Source organism: Streptomyces sp. RLA131, assembly GCF_056270125.1.
Genome location: NZ_JBWDOQ010000002.1, coordinates 6023543 through 6039739 on the forward strand (window position 1 = coordinate 6023543; position 16197 = coordinate 6039739).

A 16197-nucleotide genomic window follows, 5' to 3' on the forward strand; every position below is an offset into this window, starting at 1 on the left:
TATTGTGCTCGGGGCGCGCAGCCACCGCCGACCGGCATCCGCCCTGGCGTTACGGTTGGCCTACCGGCGACACTGGTCCGCCGCGCCGCCGCAGGCAACAAGGAGGAAGTTCTGGTGTCCCGCCGCAGAATCGGCTTCTGGTACCGGCTCGCAGCTGTCATCGCGAAACCACCGCTTCTTCTTCTCTTCAACCGGGACTGGCGCGGAATGGAGAACATTCCGGCCGACGGCGGATTCATCACCGCGGTGAACCACAACTCCGCCCTCGACCCCCTGTCGTACGCGCATTTCCAGTACAACACCGGACGCGTTCCCCGCCTGCTCGCGAAAGCCACTCTCTTCGACGTCTTCTTCGTCGGCATGATGCTGCGCGGCACCGGCCAGATCCCGGTGTTCCGCGAGTCCACCGACGCCGCCAACGCCTTCCGCGCCGCCGTGGACGCCGTCAACCGGGGCGAGTGCGTCGCCTTCTACCCCGAGGGCACCCTCACCCGGGATCCCGACCACTGGCCGATGGTCGGCAAGACCGGTGTCGCCCGGGTCGCCCTCGCCACGAAGGCCCCGGTCGTGCCCGTCGCGCAGTGGGGGGCGAACAAGGCCCTGCCGCCCTACGGCAAACCACATCTGTTCCCGCGCAAGACGCTTCTGGTGAGCGCCGGACCGCCGGTCGACCTGAGCCCGTACTACGGCACTGACCCGACGCCCGAGGTGCTGCGGGAAGTGACCGACGTCATCATGGCGGCCATCAGCGGGGAACTCGCCGGGCTGCGCGGCGAGCCCGCGCCCGCCGTACGCTTCGACCCGCGCAACCAGAAGGGGAACTCCACGTGACGACGCGCTGCGCGGTGTACGGAACCGGCTCCTGGGGCACCGCCTTCGCCATGGTGCTCGCCGACGCCGGCGCCGAGGTGACCATGTGGGGCCGCCGCCCCGAACTGGCGGAAGCGGTCAACGCCACCCACACCAACCCCGACTACCTGCCCGGCATCGAGCTGCCGACCGCGATCCGGGCCACCACCGACCCGGCCGAGGCCGCCCGCGGCGCGGAGTTCGTCATACTCGCCGTACCGTCGCAGACCCTGCGCGGCAACCTCGCGGAGTGGGCGCCGCTGCTGCCGTCCGACGCCGTCCTGGTGAGCCTGATGAAGGGCATCGAACTGGGCACCACCAAGCGGATGAGCGAGGTCATCGAGGAGGTCGCCAAGGCCGGACCCGAGCGCGTCGCCGTGCTGTCCGGGCCCAACCTCGCCAAGCCGATCGCCGCCCGCCAGCCCGCCGCCTCGGTGGTCGCCTGCGTCGACGAGGCGGTCGCCAAGCGGCTGCAGACCGCCTGCCACACCTCGTACTTCCGCCCGTACACCAACACCGACGTCGTGGGTGTCGAACTCGGCGGCGCGGTCAAGAACGTCATCGGGCTGGCTGTCGGCATCGCCGACGGCATGGGCCTGGGCGACAACACCAAGGGCTCCCTGATCACCCGAGGCCTGGCCGAGACCACCCGCCTGGGAGTGGCCATGGGCGCCGACCCGCTCACCTTCTCCGGCCTCGCGGGCCTGGGCGACCTGGTGACCACCTGCTCCTCGCCGCTGTCGCGCAACCACACCTTCGGCACCAACCTGGGGCGCGGGATGACCCTGGAGGAGACCATCGCGGTCACCCGGCAGACCGCCGAGGGCGTCAAGTCCTGCGAGTCCGTGGCCGATCTGGCCCGCCGGTACGGCATCGACATGCCGATCACCGAGACCGTCGTCGACATCGTCCACAACGGCAAGCAGCCCGCCGTGGCGGTGAAAGAGCTGATGTCCCGCTCCGCCAAGTCCGAACGCTGAGGCGGAGACGGTAAGGTCAGGACGACATGAGCAACCAGCCTTCTTCGAAAAGCAAGCCGCGCGTCGCGGTCGTCTTCGGCGGCCGCAGCTCCGAGCACGGCGTCTCCGTCGTGACCGCCGGTGCCATCCTGCGCGCCATCGACCGCACGAAATACGACGTGCTGCCCATCGGCATCACCACCGACGGCCGCTGGGCACTGACCGCCGACGACCCGGAGCGGATGGCGATCACCGACCGCCGTCACCCCAGCGTCGACCAGCTCGCCGAGGCCGAGGAAGGCTCCGTGCTGCTCCCGGTCGACCCCGGCAGCCGCGAGGTCGTCTACTGCGAACCCGGCTCCGTGCCCAAGGCCCTCGGCGACGTCGATGTCGTCTTCCCGATGCTCCACGGCCCGTACGGCGAGGACGGCACCCTCCAGGGCCTGCTGGACCTGTCCGGGACGCCGTACGTCGGCTCCGGCGTCCTGGCGTCGGCCGTCGGCATGGACAAGGAGTACATGAAGCGGGTCTTCACCTCCTTCGGTCTCCCGGTCGGCCCGTACACCGTCGTGCGCCCCCGCGAGTGGGAGAACGATCCGGCCGCCGCCCGCAAGAAGATCGTCGACCTGGCGGCCGTGCACGGCTGGCCGCTCTTCGTGAAGCCCGCCCGGGCCGGCTCCTCCTTCGGCATCAGCAAGGTCGACTCGCTCGCCGGCCTCGACGAGGCGATCGAGGAAGCCCGTCGCCACGACCCCAAGGTCGTCGTCGAGGCGCTGCTGCGCGGCCGCGAGATCGAATGCGGCGTCCTGGAGTTCGAGGACGGCCCGCGCGCGAGTGTGCCCGCCGAGATCCCGCCCGTCAGCGCCCACGCGTTCTACGACTTCGAGGCCAAGTACATCGACTCGGCCGAGGGCCTGGTCCCGGCGCCGCTGACCGCCGACCAGACGGCGGAGGTGCAGCGGCTGGCCGTGGCCGCCTTCGAGGCGGCGTCGTGCGAGGGACTGGTCCGGGCGGACTTCTTCCTGCTCGACTCCGGTGAGTTCGTCATCAACGAGATCAACACGATGCCCGGCTTCACCCCGATCTCGATGTACCCGCGCATGTGGCAGGAGTCGGGCGTCTCCTACCCGGAGTTGGTCGACCTGCTCCTCCAGGCGGCGCTGCGGCGCCCGACCGGCCTGCGCTGACGGCTCCGCCCGCGGGTCGTGGGCCGTCCCACGACCCCGGGGCGGGGACCGCGGCCGGGGCGGCGCTGCCGGCTACAGCTCGCCCGGCACGGACTTCCGGACCGCCGCCGCCAGATCGGTCAGCGGATTGACCTCGGGCGCGTACCGGGCCGGCACCGACACCTCCACGAACGCCACGCGCCCGGTGGTGGTGAACCGGTAGCCGTCCGCCGTCCGCTGGACGAGCCAGCTCACGCCGTTCACGTCGGCGGCGTCCGAGGTCGGGTCGTACGTCCTGCTGCCCGGCGTGAGTACCTCCGGCCGGGCCACCCCGCAGCGCAGTACCACCGTAGGATCGCCCCAGCCGGCGGTCAGCCGGGAAGCGGGCTCAAGGGTGTGCCGGGGGAGTCCGTCGACCTCGGCGGGCAGCGCGGCCGCGAGTCCGGCGCACAGCGCCCTGGTCTTCGCCGAGGGCGACGGCACCGCGACGCGGTCGTCGTCCCCGCCGGAGGCGTACACGTGGACCGCCGCCGCGGACAGGCACGCGACGGCGGACACGGACAGCACGAGAACGAGGCGACGGCGGGGGCGGCGGAATATCACCCGTCGAGTCTAGAGGGGCACCGGGAAGGACTCAGAGGTGGACGACCGGACAGGTCAGTGTGCGGGTGATCCCGTCCACCTGCTGTACCTTCGCGACCACCAGCCGGCCGAGATCGTCGACCGTGTCGGCCTCGGCACGCACGATCACGTCGTACGGGCCGGTGACGTCCTCGGCCTGGATGACACCGGGGATCCTGGAAATCACCTCCGCTACTGCCGAAGCCTTTCCGACCTCGGTCTGGATCAGAATGTACGCCTGTACCACGGAACCTCCAGGGCGGCTACGAGGATCATGTGGGAGGGACCGCAACGGTACCGCGTCGCCGGACGCCACGGGGAGACCCGCGCGGGCACGTCCGCGGGCGCGTTCGCGCCGCGGGGAGAATGACCAGGTGAAGGGGACAGACAGATGAAGGGGACCGTGGGCGAGTTGGGGGAGTTCGGGCTGATCAGGGAGTTGACCTCCCGGCTCACCTCCAGCCCCGCCGTACGGCTCGGACCCGGCGACGACGCGGCTGTGATCGCCGCGCCGGACCGCCGGGTGGTGGCCACGACGGACGCGCTGATCGAGGGACGGCACTTCCGCCGCGACTGGTCCACCGCCTACGACGTCGGCCGCAAGGCGGCGGCCCAGAACCTCGCGGACATCGCCGCGATGGGCGCCGTCCCGACCGCCGTGCTGCTGGCCCTGGTCGTCCCCGCCGACCTGCCGGTGACCTGGCCGGTCGAGCTGATGGACGGCATCCGCGACGAATGCCAGGTCGCGGGCGCCGCGGTGGCGGGCGGTGACGTCGTGCGCGGCGACACGATCATGGTCTCCATCACCGCCCTCGGTGATCTGCGCGACCGCGAGCCGGTCACCCGCTCCGGGGCCCGCCCCGGCGACATCATCGCCGTCACCGGCTGGCTCGGCTGGTCGGCGGCCGGGTTCGCCGTGCTGTCCCGGGGGTTCCGCTCCCCGCGCGCCTTCGTCGAGGCCCACCGCAGGCCCGAGCCGCCGTACCACGCCGGTCCGGCCGCCGCCGATCTGGGCGCGACCGCCATGACCGACGTCAGTGACGGACTCGTCGCCGACCTCGGGCACGTCGCCACCGCCAGCGGCGTACGGATCGACCTCAAGACCGCCGACATCGACGTACCGGCCCAGATGTCCGACATCGGGCAGGCCGTCGGGGTGGATCCGCTGCACTGGGTGCTCACCGGGGGAGAGGACCACGCGATCGTGGCCGCCTTCCCGAGGGACGCGAAACTGCCCGCGCGCTGGCGGGTCATCGGCGAGGTGCTGGCGGCCGTCCCCGGGCCGCCCCGGGTCACCGTGGACGGCGCACCCTGGGACAAGGCCGGCGGCTGGGACCACTTCGGGGCGCAGGAATGACGCCGGGGACGACACCCGCCCCCCCGCCGCGCGTCCTCACCGTCGCCGGATCGGACTCCGGTGGCGGAGCGGGCATCCAGGCCGACCTGAAGACCATGCTGGCCCTGGGCGTGCACGGGATGAGCGTCGTCACGGCGGTCACCGCGCAGAACTCGGTGGGCGTGCAGGGCGCCTGGGAGCTTCCGGCCGAGGCGGTACGCGCCCAGTTCCGCAGCGTCGTCGACGACATCGGCGTCGAGGCCGTCAAGACCGGCATGCTCTCGTCCCCCGAACTGGTGGCGGCCGTCGCCGACCTGCTGACGGGCGTCGCGGTGCCGGTCGTCGTCGACCCGGTCGGTGTCTCCAAGCACGGCGACCCGCTGCTCGCCGGCGAGGCCGTGGACACCGTACGTACCCGGCTGCTGCCACTGGCCACCGTCGCCACCCCGAACCTGGACGAAGTGACGCAACTCACCGGGGTCGTGGTCCGGGACGAGGCCGGTATGCGGGAGGCCGCCGCCGCGATCCTCGCGTACGGCCCGCACTGGGTGGTCGTCAAGGGCGGTCATCTCGACGGTGACGCCGTCGACCTGCTCTCCGACGGCACCCGGGAGCACTGGCTGCACGCCCCCCGGCACGACAACCGCCACACCCACGGCACCGGCTGCACCCTGGCCAGTGCCATCGCCTCGTACCTCGCCCGGGGACTGGCGGTGCCCGACGCCGTCCACGCCGCCAAGCACTACGTCACCGGGGCCATCGCCGCCGGCTTCCCGCTCGGCGCGGGCATCGGCCCGGTCGACCACGGGTGGGCGGGCATGGCAAAGGCCGGTTCACCCTGAGGTGAACCGGCCCGAGTAGCCGCAAGGCTGCGCTACGACGAATGCGTCAGCGCGCGACCTTGCCGGCCTTGATGCACGAGGTGCAGACATTGAGGCGCTTCGGCGTCCGACCGACCACAGCACGCACCGTCTGGATGTTGGGGTTCCAACGACGGCGAGTACGGCGGTGCGAGTGCGAGATGTTATTGCCGAAGCCCGGCCCCTTGCCGCAGACGTCGCAGTTGGCAGCCACGGGTCACTCCAAAGACTTCAGATGCACGTACGGTGAAATCCCTGCGGCGCCCGAACGCCATTGACTGATGACCGGAAGTTCCGAGGGATGGCCCGGGATGGTCCCGGGCAACCGAAGCAGCATACTACGACCGCTCCGATGCAACGAAACTACCATGGTCAGAGGGGTCTCCGCCCCGGACGGCCCAGCTCACCGGCCTCCCGCTACTGTGCGTGCAGCCCACAGCCCTTCCCCCGGCTTTCCTGGAGGCTCACGTGCCCGTGCCGCCCACGCTCGACGCCTTTGCCGTGCGCGCGTGGTGCCGGCTGGCGCTGCAGGCCCTGGAGCGGGCCCGCGAGGAGATCGACGCGATCAACGTCTATCCGGTCGCGGACGGTGACACCGGTACGAACCTCTATCTGACCGTCGAGTCCGCCGCCGAGGCGCTGGACGCCACCGCTGACGGGGCCGGCCTGCCGGAGACCCTGCGGGCGATGGCCCACGGTGCCCTCATCGGCGCCCGGGGCAACTCCGGCACGATCCTCGCCCAGTTGCTGCGCGGTATGACCGGCGTCCTCGCGGGCGGCGGCGGCCTGGGACCGGCGATGCGCGAGGCCGCGGACTCGGCGTACCAGGCGGTGGCGCACCCGGTGGAGGGCACCATGCTGACCGTCGCCTCCGCCGCGGCGGAGGCCGCCGCGTCCGCCGCGTCCGCCGCCGCGGAGGCCGGGGACGACCTCGCGGTGGCCCGCGCCGCGTACGGGGCCGCCCGCCGCGCGCTCGCCGCGACACCGGGGCAGCTCGCCGAACTCGGCCGCGCCGGTGTGGTGGACGCCGGCGGCCGGGGCCTGGTGGCCGTCCTCGGCGCCCTCGCGGACGCCCTGGACGGGCGCGAACCGGCCGGCACCGACGCCCTCGGACCGGTGGGGACGGTGGTCCCCTTCGGCTGCGGATCCGACGGCGACCCCCACATCGTGCCGGGCGGCCCGGCGTTCGAGGTGGTCTATCTGCTGGAGGCCGACGACACCGCCGTCCCGGCACTGCGCGGACGGCTGGACGCGCTCGGCGACTCGCTGGTGGTCGTCGGCGGCGACGGCCTGTGGAACGTCCACGTCCATGTCGACGACGCGGGCGCCGCCGTCGAGGCCGGCATCGAGGCCGGCCGCCCGTACCGGATCAAGGTCACCCACTTCGGCGACCAGATCCGCGCCGCCGACCGGGCCCCGCGCGGCGAACGCGTGCTGCGCGCCGTGGTGGCCGTGGTCCCCGGCGCCGGACTCGCCGCGCTGTGCGCCGAGGCCGGCGCGGTCGTGGTCGCCGACGGCGCCGAACTGCCCGAGGCCATCCGCCGCGCCCACGCCCGCGAGGTCGTCCTCCTGCCCAACGACGCCGACCTGCGCGAAGCCGCCGCCGCGGCCGCCGACCAGGCCCGCGCCGAGGGCGTGCGGGTCGCCCTGATCCCCACCCGCTCCGCCGTCCAGGGCATCGCCGCCCTCGCCGTCCACGAACCCGCCCGGCGCTTCGACGAGGACGTCGTCGCCATGACCTCGGCGGCCGGCGCCACCCGCTACGCCGAACTCGCCTTCGCCGAAAGCGAGTTCTGGACCTCCGCCGGCATCTGCCAGGCCGGCGACATACTCGGCCTCATCGACGGCGACGTCGCCGTCATCGGCGGCAGCCTCGTCGAGACCGGCACCGTCGTCCTGGACCGGATGCTCGCCGCCGGCGGCGAGATGGTCACCCTGGTGCTCGGCGCCGGTACCCCCGGCGACCTCACCGAGCGCCTGGAGTCCCATGTACGCGAGGGCTACCTCGCCGTCGACACCGTCGTCTACCGGGGCGGCGAGGCCGGCTGCCCGCTGCTGATCGGCGTCGAGTAGCCGGGCCGGCCGGCCCCCGGCCGGGCGGTGGCGGCCCGGCGCCGCGCGTTGTCGGCGCCGTACGCGAAGATGGAGCCGATGTCTGCTGCCCTTGACGAACCCTTGAAGAAGTCGCTCGGCGGCCGCACCGCGAAGGTGTTCGCCGACCACCTCGGCCTGCACACCGTCGGCGACCTGCTGCACCACTACCCGCGCCGCTACACCGAGCGCGGCGAGCTCACCCGGCTCGCCGACCTCCCGCTCGACGAACACGTCACCGTGGTCGCCCAGGTGGCCAAGGCGACCAGGAAGACCTTCAACGCGGGCCGCGGCGTCCGCCTCGAAGTCGTGGTCACCGACGGCAGCGGAACACTGACCCTGGTCTTCTTCGGCAAGGGCGTCCACAAACCCGAGCACGACCTGCTCCCCGGCCGGCGCGGCATGTTCGCCGGCAAGGTGTCGGTCTTCAACCACCGGCTCCAGCTCGCGCACCCCGAGTACAGGCTGCTGGACGCCGAGGAGACCGACGACGAGCAGGCGGTCGACTCCTTCGCCAGCCGGCTGATCCCGCTCTACCCGGCCTGCAAACAGGTCGCCTCGTGGAGCATCGCCCAGTCCGTCGCCGTGGTCCTCGACTCGCTGAACTCGGCCGGCTGGTCCGGGGTCGGGGAGCCGCTGCCGGCCGCGCTGCGCGAGGCGCGGGCCCTGGCGCCGCTGCCCGAGGCGCTGGAGAAGGTGCACCGACCGCGTACGAAGGCGGATCTGGAGGACGCCAGGGCCCGGCTGAAGTGGGACGAGGCATTCGTCCTGCAGGTCGCCCTCGCCCGGCGCCGGGCGGCCGACTCGGCGCTGCCGGCGGTGCCGCGGGTGCCCTCGCGGCAGGGCCTGCTCGCCGACTTCGACCAGCGGCTGCCGTTCACCCTCACCGAGGGCCAGCTCAAGGTCACCGCGGAGATCTTCGGCGACCTCGCCACGGACCACCCGATGCACCGCCTGCTGCAGGGCGAGGTCGGCTCGGGCAAGACGATGGTGGCGCTGCGCGCGATGCTGGCCGTGGTGGACGCCGGCGGCCAGGCGGCGATGCTGGCTCCGACCGAGGTACTGGCCCAGCAGCACCACCGGTCGATCACCGAGATGATGGGCGACCTGGCCCACGGCGGGATGCTGGGAGGCGCCGAGCACGGCACCAAGGTGACCCTGCTCACCGGCTCGATGGGCACCGCCGCGCGTCGCCGGGCGCTGCTGGACCTGGTGACCGGCGAGGCCGGCATCGTGGTCGGCACGCACGCGCTGATCGAGGACAAGGTGCAGTTCCACGACCTGGGCCTGGTCGTGGTGGACGAGCAGCACCGCTTCGGGGTGGAGCAGCGCGACGCGCTGCGGGCCAAGGCCGCGCAGCCCCCGCACCTGCTGGTCATGACGGCGACACCGATCCCGCGCACCGTCGCGATGACGGTCTTCGGGGATCTGGAGACCTCGGTCCTGGACCAGCTGCCGGCCGGGCGTTCGCCGATCGCCACCCATGTGGTCCCCGCCGCGGACAAGCCGCACTTCCTGGCCCGGGCGTGGGAGCGGGTGCGCGAGGAGGCCGAGGGCGGCCACCAGGCGTACGTGGTCTGCCCCCGGATCGGCGACGAGGAGCCGGACCCCAAGAAGAAGACCGCGCAGGACGAGGCGGAGCGGCGCCCCCCGCTGGCCGTGCTGGACGTCGCCGGGCAGCTGGCCGCCGGACCCCTGGCCGGGCTCCGGGTGGAGGTCCTGCACGGCAGGATGCAGCCGGACGCCAAGGACGACGTCATGCGGCGCTTCGCGGCCGGCGAGGTGGATGTGCTGGTCGCCACGACCGTCATCGAGGTCGGGGTCGATGTGCCGAACTCCACGGCCATGGTGATCATGGACGCGGACCGCTTCGGTGTCTCGCAGCTGCACCAGCTGCGCGGCCGTGTCGGCCGGGGCACCGCACCCGGCCTGTGCCTGCTGGTGAGCGAGATGCCCGAGGCCAGCCAGGCCCGCGCCCGCCTGGACGCGGTGGCGGCCACCCTGGACGGCTTCGCGCTGTCCCGGATCGACCTGGAGCAGCGCCGGGAGGGCGACGTGCTGGGCCAGGCCCAGTCCGGCACCCGGTCGAGCCTGCGCATGCTGACCGTGATCGAGGACGAGGAGGTGATCGCCGCCGCCCGCGAGGAGGCCACCGCCCTGGTCGCGGCGGACCCGGAGCTGGCCGACAGCCCCGACCTGCGCAGCGCGTTGGAGAGCCTGGTGGACGCCGACCGCGAGGAGTACCTGGACAAGGGCTGAGCCGTATCGTAGGGAGTCAGCCGCCCCCTCAGCACCCAGGACGTGACATGACCCGCGTGATCGCCGGAGCCGCCGGTGGCCGCCGCCTCGCCGTACCTCCGGGTACGGGGACCAGGCCGACCTCGGACCGGGCGAAGGAGGGCCTGTTCTCCACCTGGGAGTCGCTGCGCGGCACCCTGCACGGGGCCCGGGTGATGGACCTGTACGGCGGGTCGGGCGCCGTCGGCCTGGAGGCGCTCTCGCGCGGGGCGGAGCACGTCCTGCTGGTCGAGGCCGAGCCGCGGGCCGCGCGGGTCATCCGGGAGAACGTCGCGGCGCTGGGCCTGCCGGGCGCCGAGGTGCGGCCCGGCCGGGCCGAGAAGGTCGTCGCCGGACCGCCGCCCGCGAAGCCGTACGACCTGGTCTTCCTGGACCCGCCGTACGCCGTGGCGGACGACGAGCTGCGGGAGATCCTGCTCACACTCGCCACCGGGGGCTGGCTGGACGCGGACGCGGTCGTCACGGTGGAGAGAAGCACCAGGAGCACCCGGGACGGGGGCTTCCGCTGGCCCGCGGGTTTCGACGGCCTGCGGGCCCGCCGTTACGGCGAGGGAACGTTTTGGTACGGTCGCGCCGCCCAGGTCACCGACGCGTCATGACGGAGCCCGTCACGCGCACGCAGAGCGAGGAGTTCCCATTGCGCCGCGCAGTCTGTCCGGGGTCGTTCGACCCCATCACCAATGGACACCTCGACATCATCGCCCGCGCGTCCCGGCTGTACGACGTCGTCCATGTGACGGTGATGATCAACAAGGCCAAGCAGGGCATGTTCGGCGTCGACGAGCGGATCTCCCTCATCGAGGAGGTCACCGCGGAGTTCGGCAACGTACAGGTGGAGGCCTTCCACGGGCTGCTGGTCGACTTCTGCAAGGAGCGCGACATCCCGGCCATCGTCAAGGGCCTGCGCGCGGTCAGCGACTTCGACTACGAGCTGCAGATGGCCCAGATGAACAACGGCCTGTCGGGCGTGGAGACCCTCTTCATCCCCACCAGCCCGACGTACAGCTTCCTGTCGTCCTCTCTGGTCAAGGAAGTCGCCCAATGGGGCGGCGACATCTCGCACTTGGTGCCCCCCACCGTCCTGCGGGCCCTCAACCGCAAGCTCGGGCAGCGCTAGGCTCTGCCCTGTGGACGTCCAGAAGAAGCTCGATGAGATCGTGGCCGCCGTCGAGGCCGCCCGGTCGATGCCGATGTCGGCCTCCTGTGTGGTCAACCGCGCCGAGCTGCTCGCCATGCTCGGTGATGTGCGGGCCGCGCTCCCCGACTCCCTGTCCCAGGCCGAGGCGTTGCTCGGCGGGCGGGAGCAGATGGTCGGCGAGGCACGCGCCGAGGCCCAGCGGATCATCGAGTCCGCGCACGCCGAACGCGGCTCCATGATCTCGGACACCCGGATCGCCCAGCAGTCGCAGGAGGAGGCCGAGCGCATCGTCGCCGAGGCCCGCCGCGAGGCGGAGGAGATCCGTGCCGAGGCCGACGACTACGTCGACAGCAAGCTCGCCAACTTCGAGGTGGTCCTCACCAAGACCATCGGCTCCGTCGACCGGGGGCGCGAGAAGCTCCTCGGCCACGGCCCGGGGCTCGACGAACAGGGCTACGAGGACGAGGACGCCCCCCAGCGCTCCGCCGACCCCGAGACGCTGCGCCGCAACGCCGACGCCTATGTCGACACCAAGCTGGGCGCCTTCGAGGCGGTGCTCTCCAAGACCCTGGAGGCCGTCGGCCGCGGCCGTCTCAAGCTCACCGGCCACAACCCGGTCGACGAGCTGAGCGCGCTGTCCGTCGCCCACGACGTCTCCGCCGGGCAGAGCGACGCCGAGTACCTGGCCGGCCTCGCCGCCCCCGTCGCGGAGCAGGCCCAGCCGGTGGACTACCAGCAGTACGACCCCAACGCCGGGTACGGCTACCAGCAGCCGGGCCAGGCGGACCAGGCCAGCCACTACACGGCGGACCCGTACGCCGCCCAGCAGGCCGAGCAGACCCAGCAGCAGGGCTACGGCTACCAGGACCCCGGCTACGGCTACCAGCAGCAGCCCGATCCGTACGCCCAGCAGCACCAGCAGGCCCAGCACACCGAGCAGTACGGCTACCAGCAGCACGACCAGCAACAGCAGCAGCAACAGCAGCACCAGCAGGCGCAGCAGCAGCCCGCGCTGGACGAGACCAGCTTCTTCGACACCGGGATGATCGACCTCGACCGGCTCCGTGAGCTGGAACAGGGCCGCGGTTTGGGCTGAGCCCGGGGGACCGGTATCCTGATCCCTCAGCCGTGTAATCCCCCCGGCGCTTTGGCGTGCCCTGTCTCACGGAGCACGCCGCACCGAAACGAAAGCAGGAAGCCATCAACACCCGCCTGGACCACCGCGAGCCGCTCGTGTTCGACACGCATGAGCTGGGTCGTCGTCCTGGCGCGATGAAGAAGGTCTCCCGTACGCTTCCGGCGCCCAAGGATCTCGGCATCGAGGTGATCGGCGTCCGCGAGGGCGCGGACATCCGCATTGACCTCCGCCTGGAGTCGGTCATGGAGGGGGTACTCGTCACGGGTACCGCCCGTGCGACGCTCTCGGGGGAGTGCGTAAGGTGTCTGGAGCCGATCGAGCGTGAGCTCGAAGCGGAGTTCCAGGAGCTGTACTCCTACCCCGACGCCGACACCCGGACCGGTGGGCACCACAAGCCCGTCGACGCCGGTGACGACGCCGAGGAGGAGGACACACTCCACCTCGAGGGCGACCTGTTCGACCTCGAACCCGTGCTGCGTGACGCGGTGGTTCTCGAACTGCCGCTGCAGCCGGTGTGCCAGGACGACTGTCCGGGCCTGTGCTCCCAGTGCGGAGCCCGGCTCGCGGACGACCCGGACCACCACCACGAGGCCACCGACATCCGTTGGGCGGCCCTGCAGGAATTTCAGAAGAGCGGTGCCGACCAGGGCGCCGACGAGAACCAGGAGAAGTAGCCGTGGCTGTTCCGAAGCGGAAGATGTCGCGCAGCAACACGCGCCACCGCCGTTCGCAGTGGAAGGCTGCGCCCGTGAGCCTCGTGGCGTGCGAGCGTTGCCACGAGCCGAAGCAGCAGCACATCGCGTGCCCGAGCTGCGGAACCTACAACCGTCGTCAGGTCCTCGAGGTCTGATCGGCGGGTGACGGGCTCCATGTCAGAAACGGCAGCCTCGTCCCACACGCTTCTGGAAGGGCGGCTCGGGTACACACTTGAGCCCGCCCTTCTGGTGCGTGCGCTGACGCATCGCTCCTACGCATACGAGAACGGTGGCCTGCCCACCAACGAGCGCCTGGAGTTCCTCGGGGACTCCGTGCTCGGCCTGGTGGTCACCGACACCCTCTACCGAACCCATCCCGACCTCCCCGAGGGCACCCTCGCCAAACTCCGGGCCGCGGTCGTCAACTCCCGCGCCCTGGCGGAAGTCAGCCGTGGTCTCGACCTCGGCAGCTTCATCCGCCTGGGACGTGGCGAGGAAGGCACCGGCGGCCGGGACAAGGCGTCGATCCTCGCCGACACCCTTGAAGCGGTGATCGGCGCGGTCTACCTCGACCAGGGTCTCGGGGCCGCCTCCGAGCTGGTCCACCGGCTCTTCGACCCGCTCATCGAGAAGTCCTCCAACCTCGGCGCCGGCCTCGACTGGAAGACCAGCCTCCAGGAACTCACCGCGAGCGAGAGCCTCGGCGTTCCCGAGTACGTCGTCACCGAGACCGGCCCGGACCACGAGAAGACCTTCACGGCTGCCGCCCGCGTCGGTGGTGTCGAGTACGGCACCGGCACCGGCCGCAGCAAGAAGGAAGCCGAGCAGCAGGCCGCGGAAGCGGCCTGGCGATCCATCTCGGCCCAGGTGGTGGGCAGCCCGTCCGCCTCCGCCTAGGCGGAGGCCGGGCCGCCCCCACCGGGGCACCACCCGGCACCACACCCGAAGGGAACGGCGCGTGCCCGAGCTGCCCGAGGTCGAGGTCGTACGGCGAGGCCTCGCCCGCTGGGTGAGCGGCCGTACGGTCGCCGAGGCCGAGGTGCGGCATCCCCGCGCCGTACGACGCCACCTCGCCGGCGCGGAGGACTTCGCGGACCGCCTCAAGGGGGCCACCCTCGGCGAGGCCCACCGCCGGGGAAAGTACCTGTGGCTCCCGCTCCCGGAGGCCGGCACCGCGCTCGTCGCCCACCTGGGCATGAGCGGCCAGCTCCTGGTGCAGCCCCAGGACGCCCCGCCCGAGACCCATCTGCGCATCAGGGTCCGCTTCACCGACGACCTCGGCACCGAGCTGCGCTTCGTGGACCAGCGCACCTTCGGCGGGCTCTCCCTGCACACCACGACGCCCGACGGGACGCCCCTGCCGCTCGGCCACATCGCCCTCGACCCGCTCGACGACGCCTTCGACGAGGCCGCGTTCCACGCCGCGCTGCGCCGCCGCCGTACGACGGTCAAACGGGCGCTGCTCGACCAGTCGCTGATCAGCGGCGTCGGCAACATCTACGCCGACGAGGCGCTGTGGCGTACGAAGCTGCACTACGAGCGCCCGACCGCAACCCTCACCCGGCCCCTGGTCACCGAACTCCTGACCCACATCCGCGAGGTGATGGGCGACGCGCTGGCCGCCGGGGGCACCAGCTTCGACAGCCTGTACGTCAACGTCAACGGGGAGTCCGGGTACTTCGACCGCTCCCTGGACGCCTACGGCCGTGAGGGCGAGCCCTGCCGCCGCTGCGGTACGCAGATCCGCCGCAGGCCGTGGATGAACCGCTCCAGCTACTACTGCCCGCGCTGTCAGCGCCCGCCGCGCGCCCCGTCGTAACGCGGCCGGGCGGCGAGCACCCCGGGCACGCGCTGCCCGGCGGGCACGATCAGGGCCCTCAGCCGCTCGCCCCACCGGGTCGAGCCATGACTTCCCGACGCCTTCTCACGGGGGCCGGGCCGAGCCCGCCACCGCCGGGCCTGACGGCGCCGGGCCTGACGGCGCCGGGCCTGACGGCGCCGGGCCTGACGGCGCCGGGCCTGACGGCGCCGGGCCTGACGGCGCCGGGCCGGTGCCCGGCCCGGCGCCGGCTAGCTCAGTAGCCGAAGTCCTGCGTCCACCAGGGGCCGCCGTCGCCCTCGAAGACGCCGACGCCGAGGGTGCGGAAGTTGCAGTTGAGGATGTTCGCCCGGTGGCCGGGGCTGTTCATCCAGGCGTCCATCACCGCGGCCGCGTCGGCCTGGCCGCGGGCGATGTTCTCGCCGCCGAGGCCGGTGACACCGGCTGCCTCGGCGCGGTCCCAGGGGTCGTTGCCGTCCGGGTCGACGTGGTCGAAGAAGTCCCGCGCGGCCATGTCCTTGCTGAAGGCCTCGGCGAGCTCGGCGAGCTCGGCGTCGGCGGTCAGCGGGACACAGCCGATCTTGGCGCGTTCGGCGTTGACCAGCGTCAGCACCTGGACCGCCGTGCTCGCGTCGGGGTCCGCGGGCGCGGTGGCGGTGCTGGACGCGCTGGCGCTCGGCGTGGGTGACACCGGGACGCTGCTACTGCTGCTGCTCGGCGCGCTCGGGCGGGCCGTCGGCGCCGAGGAGCTGGCGGAGGGCGTGGGCGTGGCCACCGGGGCGCTGGAGCGGTCGTTGCCGCGGCTGGCGGGGGTGGAGGCGCGGTCGGTCGGGGTCGGCGAGGAGCTGCCCTGGACGCCGGTGTTCTCGGCCTGGCCGCCGGCCTGGACCTGACCTGCGTTACTGCCGGGGAAGGTGTACCCTCCCGAGCCGTTCGGCGTCGGGAGCAGTCCCGCCGACACCGCGATCGCCCCTACGGCCATCGCCGCGGACGTGGCCAGCAGTCCGGTCCTGACCGGGTGGTGACGGCGCCGCTTCATGGTCGAGCGGTCCGCCGCCGCCGCGCGCCGGCGGCGGCCTCCACCGCTCCGGGCGATCACGGGCGGTGGGGCAGAACGTGAATGGCGACCCATCCGGTGCTGTCCTTGCGTCGATGGGGATCACCCGAACGGGCGAGTCCTGTTGCGGCGCGACTGTATCGAAAACCAAGAGTGACTGTGGTGAACCT

19 protein-coding genes are annotated in these 16197 nt (G+C 72.3%); 15 read left to right on the top strand and 4 right to left on the bottom strand.

The features are described from left to right. Positions 1-114: 114 nt before the first annotated feature. The 3 genes from RWE79_RS28265 to RWE79_RS28275 are packed head-to-tail and all read left to right on the top strand — an operon-like array spanning position 115 to position 2995. Positions 115-831, top strand: a complete 717-nt coding sequence (locus RWE79_RS28265) for a lysophospholipid acyltransferase family protein (protein ID WP_475942883.1) — start codon at positions 115-117, stop codon at positions 829-831. Beyond that, positions 828-1829: an NAD(P)H-dependent glycerol-3-phosphate dehydrogenase gene (locus RWE79_RS28270; protein WP_475942884.1), complete on the top strand. Its 1002-nt coding sequence runs from the start codon at positions 828-830 to the stop codon at positions 1827-1829. Before RWE79_RS28265 ends, RWE79_RS28270 begins: the two co-directional genes overlap by 4 nt. Positions 1830-1855: 26 nt before the next feature. Then, complete coding sequence (locus RWE79_RS28275) at positions 1856-2995, top strand: D-alanine--D-alanine ligase family protein (protein ID WP_475942885.1); 1140 nt, start codon at positions 1856-1858, stop codon at positions 2993-2995. A 72-nt stretch (positions 2996-3067) separates the two neighbouring features. Here RWE79_RS28275 and RWE79_RS28280 read toward each other — a convergent pair whose 3' ends face one another. Beyond that, on the bottom strand, positions 3068-3532 hold the full coding sequence (locus tag RWE79_RS28280) for a DUF3515 family protein (RefSeq protein WP_475942886.1): 465 nt from the start codon (positions 3530-3532) through the stop codon (positions 3068-3070). A 76-nt stretch (positions 3533-3608) separates the two neighbouring features. Further along, positions 3609-3842, bottom strand: a complete 234-nt coding sequence (locus tag RWE79_RS28285; protein ID WP_475942887.1) for an Lrp/AsnC family transcriptional regulator — start codon at positions 3840-3842, stop codon at positions 3609-3611. A gap of 144 nt (positions 3843-3986) precedes the next feature. Here RWE79_RS28285 and RWE79_RS28290 point away from each other — a divergent pair, with 144 nt between their 5' ends. After that, positions 3987-4952 carry a thiamine-phosphate kinase gene (locus RWE79_RS28290; protein WP_475942888.1) on the top strand — a complete coding sequence of 322 codons (966 nt, stop codon included), beginning with the start codon at positions 3987-3989 and terminating at the stop codon, positions 4950-4952. Next, a complete protein-coding gene (thiD, locus tag RWE79_RS28295; protein ID WP_475942889.1) occupies positions 4949-5773 on the top strand; it encodes a bifunctional hydroxymethylpyrimidine kinase/phosphomethylpyrimidine kinase in 825 nt (274 codons plus the stop codon). The genes RWE79_RS28290 and thiD overlap by 4 nt, the downstream gene beginning before the upstream one ends. Positions 5774-5819: 46 nt before the next feature. Here thiD and rpmB read toward each other — a convergent pair whose 3' ends face one another. Then, positions 5820-6005: a 50S ribosomal protein L28 gene (rpmB, locus tag RWE79_RS28300; protein WP_014628431.1), complete on the bottom strand. Its 186-nt coding sequence runs from the start codon at positions 6003-6005 to the stop codon at positions 5820-5822. A 260-nt stretch (positions 6006-6265) separates the two neighbouring features. On the opposite strand from rpmB, the gene RWE79_RS28305 reads away from it, so the two are divergent. The 9 genes from RWE79_RS28305 to mutM all read left to right on the top strand — a co-directional run bounded on the left by RWE79_RS28305 (position 6266) and on the right by mutM (position 14970). Next, entirely contained in the window at positions 6266-7864 is a 1599-nt protein-coding gene (locus RWE79_RS28305; RefSeq protein ID WP_475946159.1) for a DAK2 domain-containing protein, read from the top strand. A gap of 69 nt (positions 7865-7933) precedes the next feature. After that, positions 7934-10141, top strand: coding sequence for an ATP-dependent DNA helicase RecG (gene recG / locus RWE79_RS28310; protein WP_475942890.1), 2208 nt, complete (start codon positions 7934-7936; stop codon positions 10139-10141). A 47-nt stretch (positions 10142-10188) separates the two neighbouring features. Further along, entirely contained in the window at positions 10189-10779 is a 591-nt protein-coding gene (rsmD, locus tag RWE79_RS28315; RefSeq protein ID WP_475942891.1) for a 16S rRNA (guanine(966)-N(2))-methyltransferase RsmD, read from the top strand. 38 nt (positions 10780-10817) lie between these two features. Beyond that, a complete protein-coding gene (gene coaD / locus RWE79_RS28320; RefSeq protein ID WP_475946161.1) occupies positions 10818-11297 on the top strand; it encodes a pantetheine-phosphate adenylyltransferase in 480 nt (159 codons plus the stop codon). A gap of 10 nt (positions 11298-11307) precedes the next feature. After that, positions 11308-12414 (top strand): ATP synthase F0 subunit B, encoded by a 1107-nt coding sequence (locus RWE79_RS28325; RefSeq protein ID WP_475942892.1) that lies wholly within the window; start codon positions 11308-11310, stop codon positions 12412-12414. A gap of 137 nt (positions 12415-12551) precedes the next feature. Next, complete coding sequence (locus tag RWE79_RS28330) at positions 12552-13130, top strand: YceD family protein (protein WP_475942893.1); 579 nt, start codon at positions 12552-12554, stop codon at positions 13128-13130. A gap of 2 nt (positions 13131-13132) precedes the next feature. Further along, complete coding sequence (gene rpmF / locus RWE79_RS28335) at positions 13133-13306, top strand: 50S ribosomal protein L32 (protein WP_026251550.1); 174 nt, start codon at positions 13133-13135, stop codon at positions 13304-13306. Between the two features lie 19 nt (positions 13307-13325). Next, positions 13326-14048 carry a ribonuclease III gene (gene rnc, locus RWE79_RS28340; RefSeq protein ID WP_475942894.1) on the top strand — a complete coding sequence of 241 codons (723 nt, stop codon included), beginning with the start codon at positions 13326-13328 and terminating at the stop codon, positions 14046-14048. A 61-nt stretch (positions 14049-14109) separates the two neighbouring features. Continuing rightward, positions 14110-14970, top strand: a complete 861-nt coding sequence (mutM, locus tag RWE79_RS28345) for a bifunctional DNA-formamidopyrimidine glycosylase/DNA-(apurinic or apyrimidinic site) lyase (RefSeq protein ID WP_475942895.1) — start codon at positions 14110-14112, stop codon at positions 14968-14970. 256 nt (positions 14971-15226) lie between these two features. Here mutM and RWE79_RS28350 read toward each other — a convergent pair whose 3' ends face one another. Continuing rightward, the gene (locus RWE79_RS28350; RefSeq protein WP_475942896.1) at positions 15227-15583 is read right to left on the bottom strand and encodes a CAP domain-containing protein; all 357 of its coding nucleotides are present in this window, start codon (positions 15581-15583) and stop codon (positions 15227-15229) included. On the opposite strand from RWE79_RS28350, the gene RWE79_RS28355 reads away from it, so the two are divergent. Beyond that, a complete protein-coding gene (locus RWE79_RS28355) occupies positions 15567-15863 on the top strand; it encodes a hypothetical protein (protein ID WP_475942897.1) in 297 nt (98 codons plus the stop codon). The genes RWE79_RS28350 and RWE79_RS28355 overlap by 17 nt on opposite strands. Positions 15864-16197: the final 334 nt, after the last annotated feature.

Coding starts and splice junctions, on each gene's coding strand:
- rnc (WP_475942894.1), top strand. CDS start 13,326: ATGTCAGAAACGGCAGCCTCGTCCCACACGCTTCTGGAAGGGCGGCTC.
- RWE79_RS28275 (WP_475942885.1), top strand. CDS start 1,856: ATGAGCAACCAGCCTTCTTCGAAAAGCAAGCCGCGCGTCGCGGTCGTC.
- recG (WP_475942890.1), top strand. CDS start 7,934: ATGGAGCCGATGTCTGCTGCCCTTGACGAACCCTTGAAGAAGTCGCTC.
- thiD (WP_475942889.1), top strand. CDS start 4,949: ATGACGCCGGGGACGACACCCGCCCCCCCGCCGCGCGTCCTCACCGTC.
- RWE79_RS28290 (WP_475942888.1), top strand. CDS start 3,987: ATGAAGGGGACCGTGGGCGAGTTGGGGGAGTTCGGGCTGATCAGGGAG.
- rsmD (WP_475942891.1), top strand. CDS start 10,189: ATGACCCGCGTGATCGCCGGAGCCGCCGGTGGCCGCCGCCTCGCCGTA.